Here is an 18506-nt window from a genome sequence, read left to right as displayed (position 1 = left end):
ATGATCAATCTTAACGATCGGTGTTCCAGCGTTTAATAGCCAGGATTCTGCTTAACGGCGGTAGGATTCAGGTCTACTTCGTTTTGCGGAATTGGGAAAATCAGCTCAAAATCATCCACTTTGAACGAGAGATTCAAACTAGCATAATGGGCGTTCATAACCGTCTGTACCCGACCCGTTCGGACCAGATCGAACCAGCGATGACCTTCGTATAGAAACTCGACCTGCCGTTCTCGTTCAATTGCAAGCCGTAAATCTGCCTGGTTCAAACCCGTCAAATCCGTCAGTTTGGCCCGTTGACGTACCTGATTGATAAATGGCAGCGCTTCTGCGGGTTTGTTCTGTTCGGTCAGCACTTCAGCATACATCAGCAACGCATCGGCGTACCGTAGCGGAATAAACGTAACGCTCCCATCCGAAAGGTCGATGGCTCTGAAATCGACAAATTTCAGGCCGTAGCGACTGTACGATTTTCGGCCGCCAATCAACGTAACGGAATCATTTACCGAAACGGCTTTGCGGGCGTCAGTCGCCGTGTACGAACGAATCATATCCAGTGTTGGCGTGATACGTCCCGACCCTTGCAGATTATTCGTAAAAATGGCCATACTCGTAATGGCTGGCGTAAAAATGGCCGAATAGTTGTTGCCCATGCTACGTCCTGCTACGTACTGAATCTCGAAAATCGATTCGGCGAGGTTGTTATTTCCATTTGTAAACAAGGTCTGGTAGTTCGGCACTAGCGAATACGATTTGGCGTCGATCACCTCTTTCAGCTTCGTCGCGGCCAGGTCGTAATTTTTCTGGGTCAGATGGACTTTTCCAAGCAGCGTTTTTACCGTCGTCAGCGACGCGCGGGTTTTGTCGGTGTTCAACGTAGCAGGCAGTAAGGTTTCCGCTTCAGCCAGATCGGCCAGAATCACTTTGTAAACTTCCGTACTGGGTTTCAACGATAAATCCGCGCTGGAAACCTGCGCCGGACTGCTGAACGTCTGGTTGATGATCGGTACGTTGCCGTACAGCCGAACCAGATAAAAATAAGCATAAGCCCGTAGGAATTTCGCTTCGCCTTTAATGCGGTTTTTAGTCGTCTGGTCAAAATTAACGGCATCAATCCGATTCAGAATGGCGTTGCTACGCGAAATGGTATAGAGGCACGTATTCCAGACACTCTGTACGAACGCGTTTGTCGACGTAACAGCGTTCTGGTCCATCTGCATCTCGTCCGTCGAGGGTGACGACCATTGAATCTCGGTATTATCGGTCGTGAGTTCGGTCATGTACAGTACGGCACTCGTACTGAACAGGCCCCGGAACGTACCATACACCCCCGTTAGTGCGGTTTCAAAATCGTTCTGGCTTTCGTAAAACGTTTGGTCACTGATCTGATATTCGGGCGTTAAGGCCAGAAAATCTTTGCAGGAAAACGTTGTTGCAGCCAGTAGCAGGAAGAGTATTAATTTCTTTTTCATGACAATAATAGGTTAATCGTCAGGATGTTATAAAGTTATGCGCAGCCCGAGCGTATAGGTGCGTGGGTTCGGATACGCGAAAAAGTCGATGCCGCTACGTGCTACGTTGTCGCCGGTTGTGCTGCCTTCAGGATCGTAGCCGGGGTATTTCGTAAACGTGTACAGATTTGTTACATCGGCATATACCGAAAGCGCCTGGAGTCTCAGTTTGCTCGTCAATGGCTGCGGGAAAGCATACGACAGATTGACGTTACGTATCCGAACGAATGAGCCATCGAACAGATATTTGGTCGTTACTGAGCTGAATCCGAAGGCGTAATCGTTACGTATTGCCCGTGAATACAAACCCGCTCCCGGATTATCCAGCGACCGCCAACGATCAGCCATTGTTGATAATTGATTCTGAACACCGGCTCCGTTCAGCGACACTTCGCCCCCCTGAAAATAAATTTCGTTCCCCTGCGAACCGTTCAGACTGATGTTCAGGCTCAGGTTTTTGTAGGAGAAGCGGTTGCCCAAACCCCAGGTAAAATCGGGCCAGGGACTTCCTACGATGGTCCGGTCGGCGGCAGTGATGGTGCCATCGCCGTTTGCATCCTGATAGCGATAATCGCCGGGCTGCACGCGTGGGTGCTGTTTGGGACTACTGTTAACCTCTTCCTGCGACTGGAAAACGCCCAGAATATTCAGCAGACGGAAACTGGAAATAGGCTGTCCAACCTGCGCCACCTGAAAATCAGACGTTTGAATGCGCGACGATTCAGAGTTGAGCGCCAGCACTTTATTCCGGTTCCAGCTAATGTTGAAGTCCGTGCTCCACTGAAACGGCCCTTTGGCAATATTCTGCGAATTGATGGTCAGCTCAAGCCCTTTATTTTCGACTTCACCAATATTCTGAACGGAGCTGGCAAAACCCGATGCCGCCGGGAGAATAACGTTCAGCAGCAGGTTCTTTTTGTAGGTACGATAGGCATCAAACACAAACGACAGGCGGTTCTGGAACAGCGACAGATCGAGGCCCAGGTTGGTTTGCACCGATTGTTCCCAGGTCAGTACGTCGTTAGCCAGACTCGATGGTACTACGCCCGACACTGCCTGTCCGCCCTGCACGTTACGTAGTATTCCCAGCAATCCCTGACTGGCGTAGTTGGGTATCAGGTTGTTTCCGGCAATACCGTAACTGGCCCGAATTTTCATGTCGCTGATGAACGTAGCGGGTTTCATAAACGACTCATCCGACAACCGATACGCGACTGAAAACGAAGGGAACGTACCCCAGCGATTCTGCGCGCCGAACCGGGAACTACCATCGGCCCGAACCGTAGCGGTAAACAAATATTTGCCTGCCAGCGTGTAATTGACCCGCGCCAGCCACGACATCATCGACCATTCACTTTTGTAGTTGGTGCCCGACGTAACGGCGCCAGCCGCCAGATACGGTACGTCGTCGGTGGGGAAGTCGGTGGCTCCGGCCTGCAGAATCTCGTCGGTATTTTTCTGAACCGTAAAACCGACCAACGCGTCCAGATCGTGTAACGTACCGTATTTGTGTCGATAATTTAACGTGTTCTCATTCAGCCAGTTCAGGCTTTTGATTTCCGTTACGCCCGCTGTTGCCGCGCCTGTCCGGCTGGTCGCTAACCCAACTTTTGAGGACTTCCACAGACGAGTAATGTTGTTCGAATAATTGACACCAACTGACGTTTTGAACAGCAATCCCGGCGCAAATTCGTACTGCAGGTAATTGTTTGTAAATACGTTGGTGTTGTTCCGTTTATCTGAAAACTCAGCGGCAATAACCACCGGATTTTCAACCGGAATACCCGTTGGGCTGGAAAACTCCGAATACGGTGTTCCGTCGGGGTTATAGACCGGGATCGTAGGATCGCTGGCCAGTGCCGCCGAAATCAGTCCCCGGAATTGCAGGTGACCTTCCGCACGGGCAAAATCGCCGTAGGAATGGGCACCCGAAAACGAAGCACCGAGTTTCAGCCGCTCGGTCAGCTGCGCGTCGATATTGGTACGTAGCGTGAATTTTTTGAAGTCCGAACCAATGATAATTCCTTTCTGATCGAAGAAACCACCCGATACGTAGTAACCCACATCCTTGCTGGTTCCGGCTGCCGATAGCTGATAATTCTGCACCAATCCCTGCCGAAAAATAACGTCCTGCCAGTCGGTGCCGTAGCCTTCATTGGCAAACTGACTCAGGTTCCGAAATTCTGGTTTGACCTGCGTAGCGGTGCTACGTACATTGTTCGGATCGGTAGCTTTACCGCCCGCGAAAACCCAGGCATTGTCGCGGCCTTCGGCAACGTATTCGGCGTATTGTCGGGGAGTCAGTAAGTTGACTTTTTTCGCCAGTTCCTGAATACCGGTCGAATGTTCGAAACTGATGGTTGGCTTTCCCTGCCTGCCGCGTTTTGTGGTGATAATGACCACGCCATTTGCGCCACGAGATCCGTAAATCGCCGTTGCTGACGCATCTTTCAGCACCTGAATCGACTCAATATCAGCCGGATTAATCGTACTCAGTGGATTGATCCGGTTCGTGCTGCTACTGTTGGCAATGCCACTAGCCGAATACGAATTGGAGGCAAACGTCGACAGATCGGAGCCGCCACCGCCTGTGCCGATTGCGTAGCCATCCACTACGTAGAGCGGAGAATTACCGCCCGTAATGGAGCTGATTCCGCGAATCACTACGTTGACGTTGCCACCGGGAGCACCCGACGTTTGGGAAATTTGCACGCCCGCCACTTTCCCCTGCATCATCTGATCAACACTCGTTGCCGACGGAACCGGCACCAGATCTTTACTGGTCAGATTAACAATCGATCCGGTCAGGTCTTTCTTTCGCTGCGTACCGTAGCCAATAACCACTACGTCCTGCAACTGCTGCTGATCGGTTTTCAGCGCTACGTTGATTGTTGTTTTGTTGCCAACCGGAATTTCCTGGGGCGCGTACCCAATAAAACTCACGACCAACGTAGCATTGGATGTCACATTCAGCCGAAAGCTCCCATTTACATCCGATGTTGTGCCGTTTGTTGTGCCTTTTTCGGTTACAGTAGCGCCAACCAATGCTTCGCCATCGTCGGCAGCCGTTATTTTACCGCTCACCACCTGTCTGGATGACTGGGCAAACGTAGCGGTCACTAACACGCTCAACATACTACCAATCACCAGCAAACGCAGGTGATGAAATAAAAAATGGTTCATAGTTAAAGAATTAAGAGGTTTTGGGAGTGATGAGTGATAAGCGATGAACGATGGTGCGTCAGCTACTCATCATTCATCGCTTATCACTTATCACTCGTAATAATGATTGATTCGACTTTGAGATAATCGGCTATTTTCTGGATGGTAGCGGCATGATGGCCTACGCCCAGCGCAAAATGGTGCGTTGGGCCTGCATACATCCAACGCTTCAGGAACGTGCGTACATCAGGTTTGAAAAAGCCGCGCGTATTGGTGTTGCCCGTTGGCGGAATGGGGCCCGCAATTGATTCGCCTTCGGCAATGACAAATTTCATTTTCCCGTCGAAGGTTGAGCTGATACTCAGCATCGTAATGGGCCCTTCCTTGATTTTGAACTCAACACCCGCCCCAAAGCCGGGTTTGCCGTGGTATTTTTTCAGACTACGTAGCACGGGTTGCCCTTCGGCAATGGCGATGTTATGCGGTCCATCGTGCCCGACGAGCACAAAATCTTCTTTGAAATCAACCGGGTGAAACTCCGCGAAACTACCGCCAATGCCCAGCCGTTCCATAATCAGCATAGCAATACACGTCTTCAGATCAGACTCTCCACACATCGGAAAACCAGCGCCCTGAAGCAGCGAATTTCCGACGATCAGATTCGACATCACTACGCGCGTATCGCTATCGTCCGGCCCATCGTAGTAATACGCTAAACCATCCAGCTTTTTAGCTTTAATAAACCGTTCCAGCGCCACCGTCGCCTGAGCCGCAATATGTAAATCGGAATCCCGCAACTTCTCGGAAATAGGGTCAGAAACCGGGTCGGGCGTATCGAAAAAGTCTAGAATTCGTTCTTTAACCGCATCGATTTCATCAGGAGTAGCCTGCTGATACTGCGTAACAATTTCGTGCGCTTCACACTGAACGATGTGTGCCCCAAAATGCGCCGTGAGCATCGTTGAGTCGGAGTGCATGTCGAGCATGGCTTCGATAGGGTGCCCAATATGCCCGATTCGGGACGTTTTCAGATCGTGTAGGACAGCCGCAATCCGGCAGTATTCTTCAATTTCAGCGTCGGCAGCCGGGTCGTCGTGCAGCGTGCCAATAATCATCTGAGGCACTTTCTTTCCCATCCGAACCGCTACGCCTGCAAATTCGGGCAATGAACAGATATCGTCGTTATACAACTGCATGTACGTCGACGCGCGGCTGTAATCCATCGCTTTATCTGGCTGAAGCGCAACCAGCACAATCGGTACATCAAGGCTTTTAATAATAACTCCGAACGTACTCGACGTAGCGTAGGTGAGCATATCGCAGAAAATCAGGTCCAGGTTAGCCGCATTGAGCTTCGGCACCATTTCGTACGCTTTCACTACGTCGTCGACCAAGCCAAAATCAACAATATCGACCGCATCAAGATTTTCGAGTTTCTGAATAAAAACGGCCTGTTTTGCCATCATATCGTCCAGTAACCCCTCAAATTGCCCCCAGTACTTAAAATAACCAACGCCAAATACACCGATGCGCGGGCGTGTTTTTTTTCGCATCTCCATGCCCGCCGGATGAATTGCTACGTTAGGCTGTACGTTGTTTTCCATAGTTTACGGTTATAGTCTTTATAATTTCAGTTAGTGCACTAAGTTAATTTTGACATAAAAAAATGGAACACAGATTATTATGATCAACCCTATACAATCATGATAATCCGTGTTCTATCTCATCATTTACTGGCTCAGCTTTTTGGCTCAGAGACAAAGGTTTGATTCTGGGAATCAGTAAAATAAGAATTAAAAAAGCGAGTGGATACAACAAGCCCGACGCGATCCAGAGTGGCCGGTACGAGTATTGTTCAATCACAACCCCCATCAACGGATTGAGCAACAGGCCCGATACAGCGCCCGCCGTTCCCGATAACCCGACTACAGTCGACGTCGCTTTCTGGCCGAACATATCCGATATGGACGTAATGTAATTGGTTATCCAGAAACCGTGGGCGAACATAAACACCGCCATCAGCCCAACCGCTACGTTCACAGACGGCACCCATTCAATGGCCGGTGCCGCTAACGTAAGCACAGCCGCAATGCCCATCACTGTTTTGCGCGCTTTATTGACGGAATAATTGCGGGCGATCAATTGACCCGAAAACCAGCCTCCCACTACGTTGGCAATTCCCAGCGCCAGAAACGGTATCCAGAACAGCTGACCGATGGCCTCAAACGATACGTTACGTACTGAACTCAGGTACTTCGGAATCCAGAACATCATGAAATAAAAGACCGGATCAAGGAGAAATCGAATGATAATGAAAACCCACGTAGCACGCTGTTTAAGGAGAACCAGAAACGGAATGGTTTCTTTTTTTGCCGTTTCCGCAACGAATAGATTCTCTTTTTTCCAGGGAGTCAGTAGCCAGATAATCACCCACGCAATACCGATCAATCCCGGAATAAGAAACCCGCCCCTCCAGCCGTAATTGGCCGATAACCAGATCGTTAACGGTGGAGCAACGACGGCACCAATTGCTGATCCTCCGATGGCAATGCCGTTGGCCAGTGCCCGCTCTTCCTTATCGAACCAGCGGTATACCGTCCAGGCAGCACCCGGAAAGCAGCCTCCTTCGCCAACACCCAGCAAAAAGCGGAAGGTGAGTAGTTGCGAAAAGCTGGTCATAACGGCGTGTAAGCTATTGGCTATTGACCACAAACCTACCGATAGCGCCAAGCCGATTTTGCCGCCAACCCGATCAATCAGCCAGCCTCCGAGCGTGAACATAATGGCATAACTGATCAGGAAACTGGTGTTAATCAGGCCATACTGAACATCGGAGATGTTGAACTCCTGCTGAATCTTGATGATGGCAATTGACAGAACCTGCCGATCCAGAAAACTCAGACCAGTAGCAATAAAAAGGAGGAATACGATCAGCCAGCGCAGGTTTTGTTGCATACAACTTAACGCACTAAGTGTGATGACGCAAAGATATAAGTAAGCAGAGGTAAAAATCAAGCATCATGGTATTATATTTTAATCAAATAGAACAAATTCAACAGAAGAACAAGGCAATTCTTTTTACTATTCTACTGTGTCTTTATGCTTTGTGGATCGTAAATACGTTACAAACTCTTTGGATTCCTGCTTATCTTACGCACCTAAACCGACTAATACTGCTTATGAAAGCTCTTCCGACTTTGTGCATTTTACAGGGATTACTTACAGGCGCTTTCGCCCAGACGCCTGTGATACCGTCATCCGAAGTTCAGATTAAAACGGCTGTACTGGCTGCTCCGGCCGACAAACGGGATGGCGCTACGGTGTACGGTTACACGACTAAGAATGAATTTGTGGTGCTGCGGAAAGGCACCAACGAAATGGTGTGCCTTGCCGACGACCCGACTCAGAAGGGCTTGAGCGTATCCTGCTATCACAAAGATCTGGACCCATTTATGGAAAGGGGGCGGGTGCTGAAAAAGGAAGGGAAGAAGCCGGGTGAAGTCCTGGCCGTACGCGAGCAGGAAGTAAAAGCCAAAAAACTCAACATGCCCGAACATCCGACTACCTTGTTTTCCTACACGGCTAAAGATGAGGATTATACACCGGCAACGGGCGAGGTGAAAAATGGGTATCTACGCTACGTTGTTTACATTCCGTACGCAACGGCCGAAAGTACAGGTTTGCCGCTGAAGCCCGAAGCGCCCGGTATGCCCTGGATTATGGACCCCGGTACGCACCGTGCCCACATCATGATCAACCCACCTACACCGACGACGGCGTCGCATTAATTGATCTGGGTATGGAATACGCTAAATAACTGGCTGGAAGCAGGTCAGCTAATAGGTTGTACTTTTGAAATAAACTCGTCCCATTCACGAATGAGTCAACTTTTATTGGTATTAACGAAAGGCGTAACGAACCAGTTAATACGACTTCTCATAGTAACCGCTGTTCATTGCTTATTTAACTCTTACCAAACGCATGCGCAATCGACTCAATCGCTTCGCGTTCCGCCACTGATAGTATCGCTTCGGTTCGTCGATACAGAAGCCGATACAACCGTAGCTAACGCGAAGCTATCGGCCACTGACGAGAAAACAGGGCAGGTGGTGCCAGTTTTGCCAGACAGCGCGGGCTTTAAGCTATCGGCTCAGTCTGGTAGTACGATTATTATACAGGCATCTGCCCCGGATTATTTGCCCGCTACGTCCCGTATCCCTAAACTGTCGATGTCGCAACGCGTGATCATCAAGCTGTTACATAAAAAGCCTAGCGTACTGACCATCAAGGCGTTCGACGTAGACATCAGTCAGCCGCTACCTTCAGCAGTGGCAATTATTACGTCGCAGACTACTGGAAAAACGGAGCGATTTTCCATAAAAAACGGACGATTGCAACGGGCGTTTACCAAGCCCGACAAAATAGACGTTCAGGTTACGGCTCCCGGCTACACAACCGCCCGTCGGCAGTTGAGTATTACGGTACCTGATCTCGGCAATCGGTACGAGTTTGACGCGGAACTGGACAAAATCACGTATAGCCTGACCGTTCGTGCAATCGATAGTCGGACAGGTGAGCCCATACTCGGTGGGCAATTCGCCGTAACAAATCCTGTGGGAGTCGCCACTATTGCGCTTTCGCCAACACCGCGCATTGGCTTTTCCCGTGCCAAACTTCCGGGTCTGGGAACGTATCAGTTGACCGGAAACGCTAATGGCTACGAAAATGTAACACAATCGCTGATAATTGATCAGGAGAAAAACGAAGTAATCGTTCGGTTAACGGCTAAGAATGAAGAGGTTGCGCTGCAGAATGCCAAAAATACAGTGCAGGTTCGGCCCACAACGCTGTCGACCAACGTAGCATCGGTGTCGGCAGTGAGCACAAAAACATTTGGCGTGATTGAGCGAGGAAAGAGCATCCGGCTGAACAAGATTTATTTCGATCAAAGCAGTCCGGTGCTACGTCCTGAATCTTACGCTGAACTTGACCAGCTTTACGCGGTGCTGATGCAGTACCCATCACTACGTATCGAAATACGGGGCTATACAGATAATCAGGGCGATTTTGATCTGAACACGCAACTCGCCCGCGACCGTTGCCGGGCGGTGGTTGACTACCTTTCTAAAAAAGGAATTCGCCGGAATCGATTAAACGCGGTCGGGCGCGGCCCGCTCGATCCGGTAGCGCCCAACAATAACGAAGAAAACCGAAAGAAAAACCGGCGCGTCGAATTTGTGCTGCTTTAAACCCGGCTCTTAGCGTCCCACTACGTATTACGCTTCGGCGGCTACCAATACTCCTGCGGGTTTGGGTGTTTCCCGACGGTAGAACAATCGGTAAATGATTGGGAAAATCAGGAGCGTTAAAACCGTTGCCGTAATCAATCCGCCAATCACGACGATGGCCAGTGGCTTCTGCGTTTCGGAGCCAATTCCGGTCGAAACAGCAGCGGGCAGCAAGCCAATAGCAGCCATGAGCGCAGTCATCACAACAGGACGTATCCGCGACTGAACACCCTCGCGAATGGCATCGTCGAGCGGTAGTTTATCCTGCCTGTTTTTGTTGAAAACAGAGATCAGAATTACGCCGTTCTGCACGCAGATGCCGAATAGTGCAATGAAACCCACGCCCGCCGAAATTCCGAAATTCATGCCCGTTACGTGCAGCGCCAGAATTCCGCCGATGAGCGCAAACGGTACGTTCAGCAGCACTAGCCCGGCGTCTTTTGCATTGCCGAACGTAATGAACAGAATCACGAAAATGGCCGCAATGCTGATCGGAACTACCTGCCCCAGCCGACCCGTAGCGCGAACCTGATTCTCAAATTCGCCTACCCATTCAACCGAATAGCCTTTGTCGGGATTGAGCTTTTCGCGCACGCGCTGCTGCGCTTCGGCAATGGTGCTTCCCAGATCGCGGCCACGTACCGAGAACTTGACACCGATGAACCGTTTATTCATATCGCGGTAAATAAACGCCGGTCCGGTCACCTGCTGGATGGTGGCAATTTCTTTCAGCGGTATCTTACCGCCACTCATTGTCGGCACCATCAGCCGCATAATATCGTCTTCGCTCTTACGGTACTCGGGCTGGAAACGCACCCGAATATCGAATTTACGTTCGCCTTCGTACAGGATCGACGCGGTTTTTCCGCCAATGGCCATTTCAATAACCGCCTGTGCATCAGCTGTGGATACGCCGTAGAGCGCCATTTTATGATCGTGAAACAAGACGCTGATTTCGGGCTGACCGACGTTACGGATGATGCCTAAATCCTTAATTCCTTCTACATTTTTGACGGCTTCCATGGCCTGACGCGCGTACTTTTCCAGCTCGTACACATCCGGCCCGAAAATCTTGATACCATTACTGGCTTTGTAACCCGCCACGGCTTCCGCTACGTTGTCGATGATCGGCTGCGAATAATTGTACAGTACACCCGCATAGTTTTTCAGCTTGGCGTCCATTTCGTCAGTTAACTGTTCGGTGCTCATCTTTTTACCAAGCTGACGGGCAGGCCATTCCTCTTTCGGTTTTAAATCGACCTGAAACTGACAAAAATAGAAGCCGTTCGGATCGGTTCCGTCGTTGGAGCGGCCAACCTGCGACAGCACCTGCCGGACTTCGGGAAACGTTTTCAGATCTTCGCGAATAGTTTTCGCCATGTCCACACTTTCGGGCAATGACATGCTCATCGGCAGTTCGGCCGTTACCCAAAGAGCGCCCTCGTTGAGTTGGGGCAGAAACTCCGTACCGAGCAGACTGGCCGAGAAGAACGTAGCACCCATAAATCCAAGCGACGCCACCAGACTTAGTCGACGATTGCGGTAGCACCAGCCGAAACCCGCCATAACGATCCGGTTGAAGAAATTGACGAGCGGATTATTTTTCTCCCGAACGTTCTTCTTCAGCAGCATCGAACAGAGCACGGGCACGAGCGTCAACGTAAACAGCAGGGCGCCAAGCAGCGCAAAGCCGAGTGTCCAGGCCAGGGGCGAGAACATTTTTCCTTCTACTTTCTGGAACGAGAAAATGGGCAGCAACGCCGTGATAATGATCAGTTTGGAAAAGAAAACGGCTTTTCCTAATTCACCACCCGTTTTGCGAATTAGCCCCATTTTCGACATACGATTGAATTTCGCTATGCCGTTTTTGTGCGCCAAATGATCGAGCGTAACGAATATGCCTTCCACCATCACGACAGCTCCGTCGATGATGATCCCGAAGTCAACCGCACCCATCGACAGCAGATTCGCCGACATGCCGCGTAACTTCAGGCACATAAAGGCAAATAGCAGCGCCAGCGGGATAATAATGGAAACGATCACCGTAGTGCGCCAGTCGGCCATGAACAGAAACACGATCACCGTCACCAGAACGATGCCTTCGGTGAGGTTGTGCATAACCGTTTTGGTACAGAATTCGATAAGGTTGTCGCGGTCGTAGAAGGTTACCATCTTCACATCCGACGGCAGGACGCGCGTGTTCAGCTCCTCAATTTTGTCTTTAACCCGCGTCAGAATCTCACTCGGATTTTCGCCCTTCCGCATCACTACGATGCCTTCCACTACGTCGTCGTTTTTGTCCAGACCAACTTGCCCTACGCGCGGCAGGTTCGATTCGGCCACTTCCGCTACGTTCTTGACAAGCACTGGATTCCCGCCCGCTTCTTCGATCAGGATGTTTTCGATATCCTGAATCGACGTCAGCAAACCCAGACCACGCACGACATACGCCTGGCCGTTCCGCTCAATCACGTCGCCCCCGACATTGATGTTGCTACGTGTAACGGCCTGATACACTTCCAGGGGCGTAATGTCGTACTTGGTCAGTTGGGTAGGATTGACGCGCAGTTCGTAAATTTTGTCGCGACCGCCAAACGCGACAATATCGGCTACGCCTGGTACTGCCCGTAACTGCCGGTCGATCAGCCAGTTCTGAAGTGTGAGCAGTTCGCGGCTATCGCGGTTTTTACTTTCAAGCGTATACCGGAAAATCTCGCCTGTGGGTCCGTATGGTGGTTGGATTTCGGGCTCGACACCATCGGGCAGTGATACGTTCCGCAAGAGATTATTGACCTGTTGCCGGGCGAAAAAATCATCGACATCGTCATCAAAAATGATTTTCAGGACCGACAGGCCAAACATGGTCGTCGACCGTACGTTGGTTTTTCGCTGGACCGAGTTCATGGCCACTTCAATCGGCACCGTAACGAAGCGTTCGACTTCTTCGGCCGAGCGGCCGTTCCACTGCGTTACAACAATAATCTGCGTATTCGTTACGTCGGGAAACGCTTCCAGCGGTGTATTCAGATAACTATAGACGCCCGCAATAACCAGAGCCGCCGTCATGAAAAAGACGAAGAAGCGGTTCTTAAGCGAAAAGCCGACGATATTTCGGATGAGTTTGTTCATTAGCAGAGGGGTATGGGCAAGGGGCAGAGGGGTGGAGCAGAGGGAAGAGGGAACAACCTCCTAAACCCTTTAACCCTAAGCCCCGAACCCCATGCCCTATGCTTAATTATTCAGTGCGTTATAAACCAGCAGTTGATTTTTGGAAATGACTTTTTCGCCGGGTTTGATCCCTTGCCGGACGTACGCTACGTTGCCCAGCGATTTCACTACGTCGACCTCGCGCGTTTCGATATCCGCCCGGTTTTTGAAGACCATAACGTAGTGTTTGGAGCGATCAAAAATGACAGAACCGGCGGGGACAGTGGCGAGTTGACCACCATCTTCGTAACGTAACGTAACGGTTGCGTGCATTTCGGGGCGGAGTTTCATGCTCCGATTATTCAGCCGGATTCTGACCGTCATGGCTTTTGTATTTGGATCGAGAACGGTATAAATCTTGTCGACTTTGCCCGCAAAAATTTCGTCGGGATAACTGAGCGTCTGGATGCGGGCCTCCATGCCAACACGTACTCGCCGGATGTCGCTTTCGTTGACGTTGGCCAGTACCCATACTTCGCTGATCTGCCCAATCGTAAACAGATTATCGGCGTTGTCGGAACGGAGCTGCATGTCGCGATTAACGTTTTTCTCGATCACGTAGCCGTCAATCGGTGCTTTCACGGTGTACATAGAGGACTTACCAAGCCCGTAAATCCGAAATACTTCTCTGACGCGCGTAGCTTCGGCCTGCGCTTTCTCCACTTCTTTCTGAGCGGCTACCACTTCGCGCTGTGAGGTGAGTTTGGTTTCGAACAGATCCTGCGCAACCCGTAGATTCTTCTCGGCTACCAGCAAATCCGACTGTGCCTGAATGCTTTGCCGTTCGAGGTCGGCCACTTCGCCTGATCGTATCGAAGCGAGTTTCTGCCCTTTTCGGACATAGTCGCCCAGTTCCGCGTTCACTTCTTCGACGTTTCCACCCACCAGCGGAAACACTTTGATGACCCGGTTTTCGTCGGCCACGACTTTGCCAACCAGCGTCAGCTCGCTACGCACGGGTTGGGTTGTTACGCTGTCGATCCGAATCCGGCGCATCATCGTGTCGGAAAGCATAAACGCTTTGGCTTCTTCGTGCGTGGGTTTAGGCGCACACGATGTGATAATTGTGAGACAACTGAGAACGAAAAGAAGGTCGATTTTCATGGTATTTGTACTACGTCTACTTAAATAGGTCTTCGCCGATGAGGTAATTCAGTTCTTCGTAGGCACTCACACGGTCGGCCTTCAGGCGATTTAATTGGCTAATGCTTTGGTTGTACGCTTCGATGAGATCGACAAATTCCAGCAACGTAATATTTCCCTTCTGAAAACTGATCACTACGCCCCGATTCAACTGATCGAATTGCTCGGTAAACTGCTGTTCGATTGATTGGACGCGGCTTTCCACCTCGCGCACTTTTTGCAGCGACGTAGCGACTTCGTTGCTCACCTGAACGGCCTTTTGCCGCTGTAACTGGCTTTGGTAATTGATCTGGCTACGTGCCGCCCGAATAGCACCCTGATTGCGATTGAAAAGCGGAAGATCGGCAGAGACAGATAGCCCCACGTAGTTCTGGACGTAGCTTCCGGCCTGGTCGTACGTACCGCCCACGCGCAGATCAGGTACGGCCAACGCGCGCTGAAGATTGTAATTCAGCTCGGCCTGTTTCGTCAGCGATTCCGTAGCTTTCAGATCAGGGCGATTCCGTAACGCCATCTGCTGAAGCGTATCTTCCGATTGCGTTGGTAAATGATAGCGGGTCAGCGCTTCGTTGCGAACAATTGGTCGAACAGGCTGATCAACAGACAGTAACGTACGTAGCGCCCGCTGGTCGTCGGCGAGTTGGAACACAATAGCCGTGCGGTCATTGTTGAGTTGAAACAGCAAGGCTTTCAGACGTAGCAGCTCGCGGAGTGATACGTTGTTTCGATTGTACTGAATCTCGTAAGCCGAAACGGTAGTCTGTAACGTAGCAATTTGCTGATCGAAACGGGCCAGGGTTTGCTGCTGAAAATGAACGGAATAGAACCGACTTCGCAGATCGAAGCGCAACCCACGTAGCAAATCCAGCAATTCAAACTGAGTGAGCTGAGCTGCTTCCGAGGCTAAGGCAATCCGTTTGTTCCGTTTACCGGCAGTATAAAGCAATTGCTGAACGGCCACGATTTTCTGACCCCGATTGCCTATATCCAGCACCCGTCGGGCTTCGCTGTTGTAGGCACTGAGTTCAAGACTGATCGTCGGATTATCGTACAGGCTAGCCTGCAAAATCTGCGCCTGGCTGGCATCAATGCGAAAGCGTTCGGCCAGCAAAAGCAGATTATTTTTCACAAATAAACTGTCGGCCTGACGTAGCGTCAGCCGAAGCGAATCTTGATCAGTCGGAGACTGAGCTTGTACGGAATAAGTGGCCAGGAAGAAAAATAACAGAATCGGAAGCGACCGCATGGATATGGTAAAGTACGTCCACAAAGGTCGGTCCGGCAGGTTACAGGCGGCTTAAAGTGAGCTTAGATTTGATTTAGAATAAAATTAGAAAAAACTTAGAATGAGGTGAAAGCCCGAATACTACCTGTGTTTCGTTATTATTTTTTGCCGCTGCCCAGCCACAACAAGCTGTTAATAATGAGTTTGTTCTGGGTTTCGTTGTCAAATGTAAACGATAATTCTTTATTCGTTTTGTTCTCGTAATCGATGTCGTTATGCCCCATATTAAGGTATATCATTTTGTACTTTTTGTTTGTCCAGACAACTGGATAATAGCCGCTGTGCCAAATTTCGTGGGGTTTCGGGCCAGTACCCAGCGGAAAGCTGCCTGGATCAATCGATAGAAGAATATCAATATTCGGATTCGTGCGCAAGTCCTTTTCCCATCGATACCATTCATTTGGTGCCGATTTGAAAGTTTCTGGTAGCTGGTTTGTTGCCGAATGCTTACGGTCTTCTACGCGCAGAATGGCAGAAGTTGGTCGCCACGTATTGCTTTTGTACTGCCCCGACCCTAGAAATTCATTGTGATACCAGTTCCAGTTTTGCGGATAAACCGAAGGTGTCAGGGCAAAGGCTGCGAAGTGGAAGCCCATCCAGGCTCCTCCATTTTTCATATACGTCTGAAAAGCTTCGCGTTGGGCTGTTGTTTCGGGGCGCGTATCCAGAAAAAGTACGACCTGATAGTTCGACAGGAACGTAGCGTTCAGGTTATTCCAGTTTGAGGTGGTATCGTAGGTAAATGGATACGTAGTGGCCATTTTGGGAAACCAGCGATTGGCTTCCTGAACAAAGCTGATGTGCGCTTTATCGTTTTTGGCCGTAAAAAACGCAATTACCTTAAACGCTGGCGACTGGGCATGCAGGTGAGACATGAAACAGAACAGGCCAATCGTCAGAATCTGTAGTTTAGTGAGCGACATACCATTTGCGCCGGGAGTTGTCCCGGCGCGTTAGTTTCTACAAATTATCCTCGATGGTTGCATCCGGCGCGTTGTTCCTGACCGATTCAATGCCATTATCCCGACCGGCTGCGCTTTCGTACATCTGGCTGGTGCCGATAATTTGTCCGTTTGTCGCTTTCAGATTAAAATAGTGTTTGCCATTGACTGACTCTTTTCGATCGAACTTACTATCATCCTGCGCATTGTTTTTCACAGATTCGACCCCGTTCAGGCATCCGGCCTTGCTGGTGTAGCCTTCGCTGGTTAGAATAACCTGCCCATTGCCCGCCTGCAAATTGAAATAGAACTGATCATTGGCCCGTTTGGTGACAACAAATTTTCCCATCGGTAGCTGCGTTTTAAGTTATGAATGGTTTATTGAGTTGTACCGGTAATTACTCCGGAAATAGTACACTCTTTAGTAAAATGCATACTTGCTCAACTCCTACTTAATCGATGGCTCTGTTTGATAGGTAGTTACCGTTGCACAGCGTTTAATGTTTGATAAAACAGCCTTATACATGCGGTAGCGAAACCGTGAACGTACTGCCTTCACCCACCCTACTATCTACTGTTAGTGTACCCCGATGTAGTTCCATCAGCTTGGCCGAAATTGACAGCCCAATGCCGAAACCTTCGTAGCCGAGCGCGTTTTGGGCACGATAGAAAGGTTCGAAAATGTGCTGACGATCGATCTCCGACATGCCAATGCCTCGGTCCTGAATGGTAATTTGGCAGGAGTGAGCATTGGTGCCAATACGTACCAGTGCCGTGTGGTCGGATGAGTATTTGCAGGCGTTGTCAAATAAGTTGAGAAGCACCTGTTTAAGTAAACTTTCACTACCCTCAACCAGGGTTTCGGTTTCCGTTTCGGGAATATTTTCAAAATCAACTTCGACCCGGTACCCAGGTTTTGCGTCGATCAGCTCGTCTTTTACCTCAAAAATAATGTCATCAATGCGTACGGGCTGAAACGGCACCTGATTGCTGGATTCCATTGTCCGGGCGAGAAATAAAAGACTGTTTGTCAGGTTGATAAGCCGATCCGTGTCTGACATCAGATTTTTCAGGATTTCTTCATGCTCCTGTATTGTCAGCGGCCGACGTAGCCCTAACTGAATTTCCGATTTAAGCGCTGCCAACGGTGTCCGAAGTTCATGCGATGCATGCGAAACAAAACTTCGTTGCTGATCAAAAGCTTGTTGTAGCCGTTGCAGTACGTTATTGAAATTGATGGCCAGACGCGCAATTTCGTCCTGGCGGTTGCCTTCGTCCAGCCGTTGCTGAAGATTACGGGCGGTAATCGTCGACACCTGCTGATTAATCTGGCTGATGGGACGTAGTGACTGACCAGCGAAGAATATGCCCAGTCCGATGGTAATACTCAAACCCGCTAGTAAACCCCAGCCCAGCGTTAGCCGAAGATTATCCAGCTTACTTTTTCCGAACGTATCGTGCGCCGACGCCAGCACTACCAAATCCTGGCCATTCTGCTGGTATAGTAATCCAATTAGCTCGTTAGATCCGCTGAATGTTTCCACGTCTTTTAGCTGCCGGACCTCATCCAATAGAGCTGTCTGATAATGAATAACCTGATCGTCCACGCTTGCGTAAATCAGTCTGTTTTTTGCGTCGAAAATCAGAACCTTTTCATCAATAAGGGCCGTCAGCGTGTTTCGATCAATGATCTTAAGTAATTCGCGATCAACTTCTTTGACTTCAATAAGGAATCGTACCGTAGTGCGGGCTTTATTCTTCAGCCGATCATAAAATTCCTCCCGCCGATACGTTGCTGACACGAAATAAATCAGGATCGAAAACACGATTAGAATCGATGCAACGATTAGCGAAAACTGAAGAGCAATACGATTGCGAATGGTCATAGGGCATTGGGGTGGGGCCAGGGGGTTGGGGGGGCGGGGGTAAAAAATGAGTATAAATTTAAAAAACACCCCCCCCCCCACCC

The 18506-nt window shown here is 49.9% G+C and carries 12 protein-coding genes; 2 read left to right on the top strand and 10 right to left on the bottom strand.

Annotated features, from left to right (window positions below; all coding sequences use genetic code 11):
- Positions 1-32: 32 nt before the first annotated feature.
- The 4 genes from ACOJS8_RS10265 to ACOJS8_RS10250 all read right to left on the bottom strand — a co-directional run bounded on the left by ACOJS8_RS10265 (position 33) and on the right by ACOJS8_RS10250 (position 7628).
- Entirely contained in the window at positions 33-1472 is a 1440-nt protein-coding gene (locus ACOJS8_RS10265) for a RagB/SusD family nutrient uptake outer membrane protein (RefSeq protein ID WP_420148449.1), read from the bottom strand.
- 27 nt (positions 1473-1499) lie between these two features.
- Positions 1500-4694, bottom strand: coding sequence for a SusC/RagA family TonB-linked outer membrane protein (locus tag ACOJS8_RS10260; RefSeq protein WP_420148448.1), 3195 nt, complete (start codon positions 4692-4694; stop codon positions 1500-1502).
- Positions 4695-4777: 83 nt separating this feature from the next.
- Positions 4778-6277, bottom strand: coding sequence for an arabinose isomerase (locus ACOJS8_RS10255; RefSeq protein ID WP_420148447.1), 1500 nt, complete (start codon positions 6275-6277; stop codon positions 4778-4780).
- Between the two features lie 97 nt (positions 6278-6374).
- A complete protein-coding gene (locus ACOJS8_RS10250) occupies positions 6375-7628 on the bottom strand; it encodes an MFS transporter (protein WP_420148446.1) in 1254 nt (417 codons plus the stop codon).
- A gap of 224 nt (positions 7629-7852) precedes the next feature.
- On the opposite strand from ACOJS8_RS10250, the gene ACOJS8_RS10245 reads away from it, so the two are divergent.
- Both ACOJS8_RS10245 and ACOJS8_RS10240 read left to right on the top strand, forming a co-directional pair.
- A complete protein-coding gene (locus ACOJS8_RS10245; RefSeq protein WP_420148445.1) occupies positions 7853-8461 on the top strand; it encodes a hypothetical protein in 609 nt (202 codons plus the stop codon).
- Between the two features lie 90 nt (positions 8462-8551).
- On the top strand, positions 8552-9922 hold the full coding sequence (locus ACOJS8_RS10240; RefSeq protein WP_420148444.1) for an OmpA family protein: 1371 nt from the start codon (positions 8552-8554) through the stop codon (positions 9920-9922).
- Positions 9923-9949: 27 nt separating this feature from the next.
- Here the strand turns inward: ACOJS8_RS10240 and ACOJS8_RS10235 are convergent, their stop codons facing one another.
- The 6 genes from ACOJS8_RS10235 to ACOJS8_RS10210 form a co-directional block, all read right to left on the bottom strand.
- Positions 9950-13090: an efflux RND transporter permease subunit gene (locus tag ACOJS8_RS10235; RefSeq protein ID WP_420148443.1), complete on the bottom strand. Its 3141-nt coding sequence runs from the start codon at positions 13088-13090 to the stop codon at positions 9950-9952.
- Positions 13091-13192: 102 nt separating this feature from the next.
- On the bottom strand, positions 13193-14272 hold the full coding sequence (locus ACOJS8_RS10230; RefSeq protein WP_420148442.1) for an efflux RND transporter periplasmic adaptor subunit: 1080 nt from the start codon (positions 14270-14272) through the stop codon (positions 13193-13195).
- A 16-nt stretch (positions 14273-14288) separates the two neighbouring features.
- Entirely contained in the window at positions 14289-15557 is a 1269-nt protein-coding gene (locus tag ACOJS8_RS10225) for a TolC family protein (RefSeq protein ID WP_420148441.1), read from the bottom strand.
- A 137-nt stretch (positions 15558-15694) separates the two neighbouring features.
- Entirely contained in the window at positions 15695-16471 is a 777-nt protein-coding gene (locus ACOJS8_RS10220) for a ThuA domain-containing protein (RefSeq protein ID WP_420148451.1), read from the bottom strand.
- Positions 16472-16556: 85 nt separating this feature from the next.
- Positions 16557-16886, bottom strand: coding sequence for a YegP family protein (locus ACOJS8_RS10215; protein ID WP_420148440.1), 330 nt, complete (start codon positions 16884-16886; stop codon positions 16557-16559).
- A 169-nt stretch (positions 16887-17055) separates the two neighbouring features.
- Positions 17056-18423 (bottom strand): ATP-binding protein, encoded by a 1368-nt coding sequence (locus tag ACOJS8_RS10210; RefSeq protein WP_420148450.1) that lies wholly within the window; start codon positions 18421-18423, stop codon positions 17056-17058.
- Positions 18424-18506: the final 83 nt, after the last annotated feature.

Source organism: Spirosoma sp. (assembly GCF_048594605.1).
GTDB lineage: Bacteria > Bacteroidota > Bacteroidia > Cytophagales > Spirosomataceae > Spirosoma.
The sequence above is the reverse complement of the archived record's forward strand: the minus strand, read 5'-3'. Positions and strand labels throughout refer to the sequence as shown.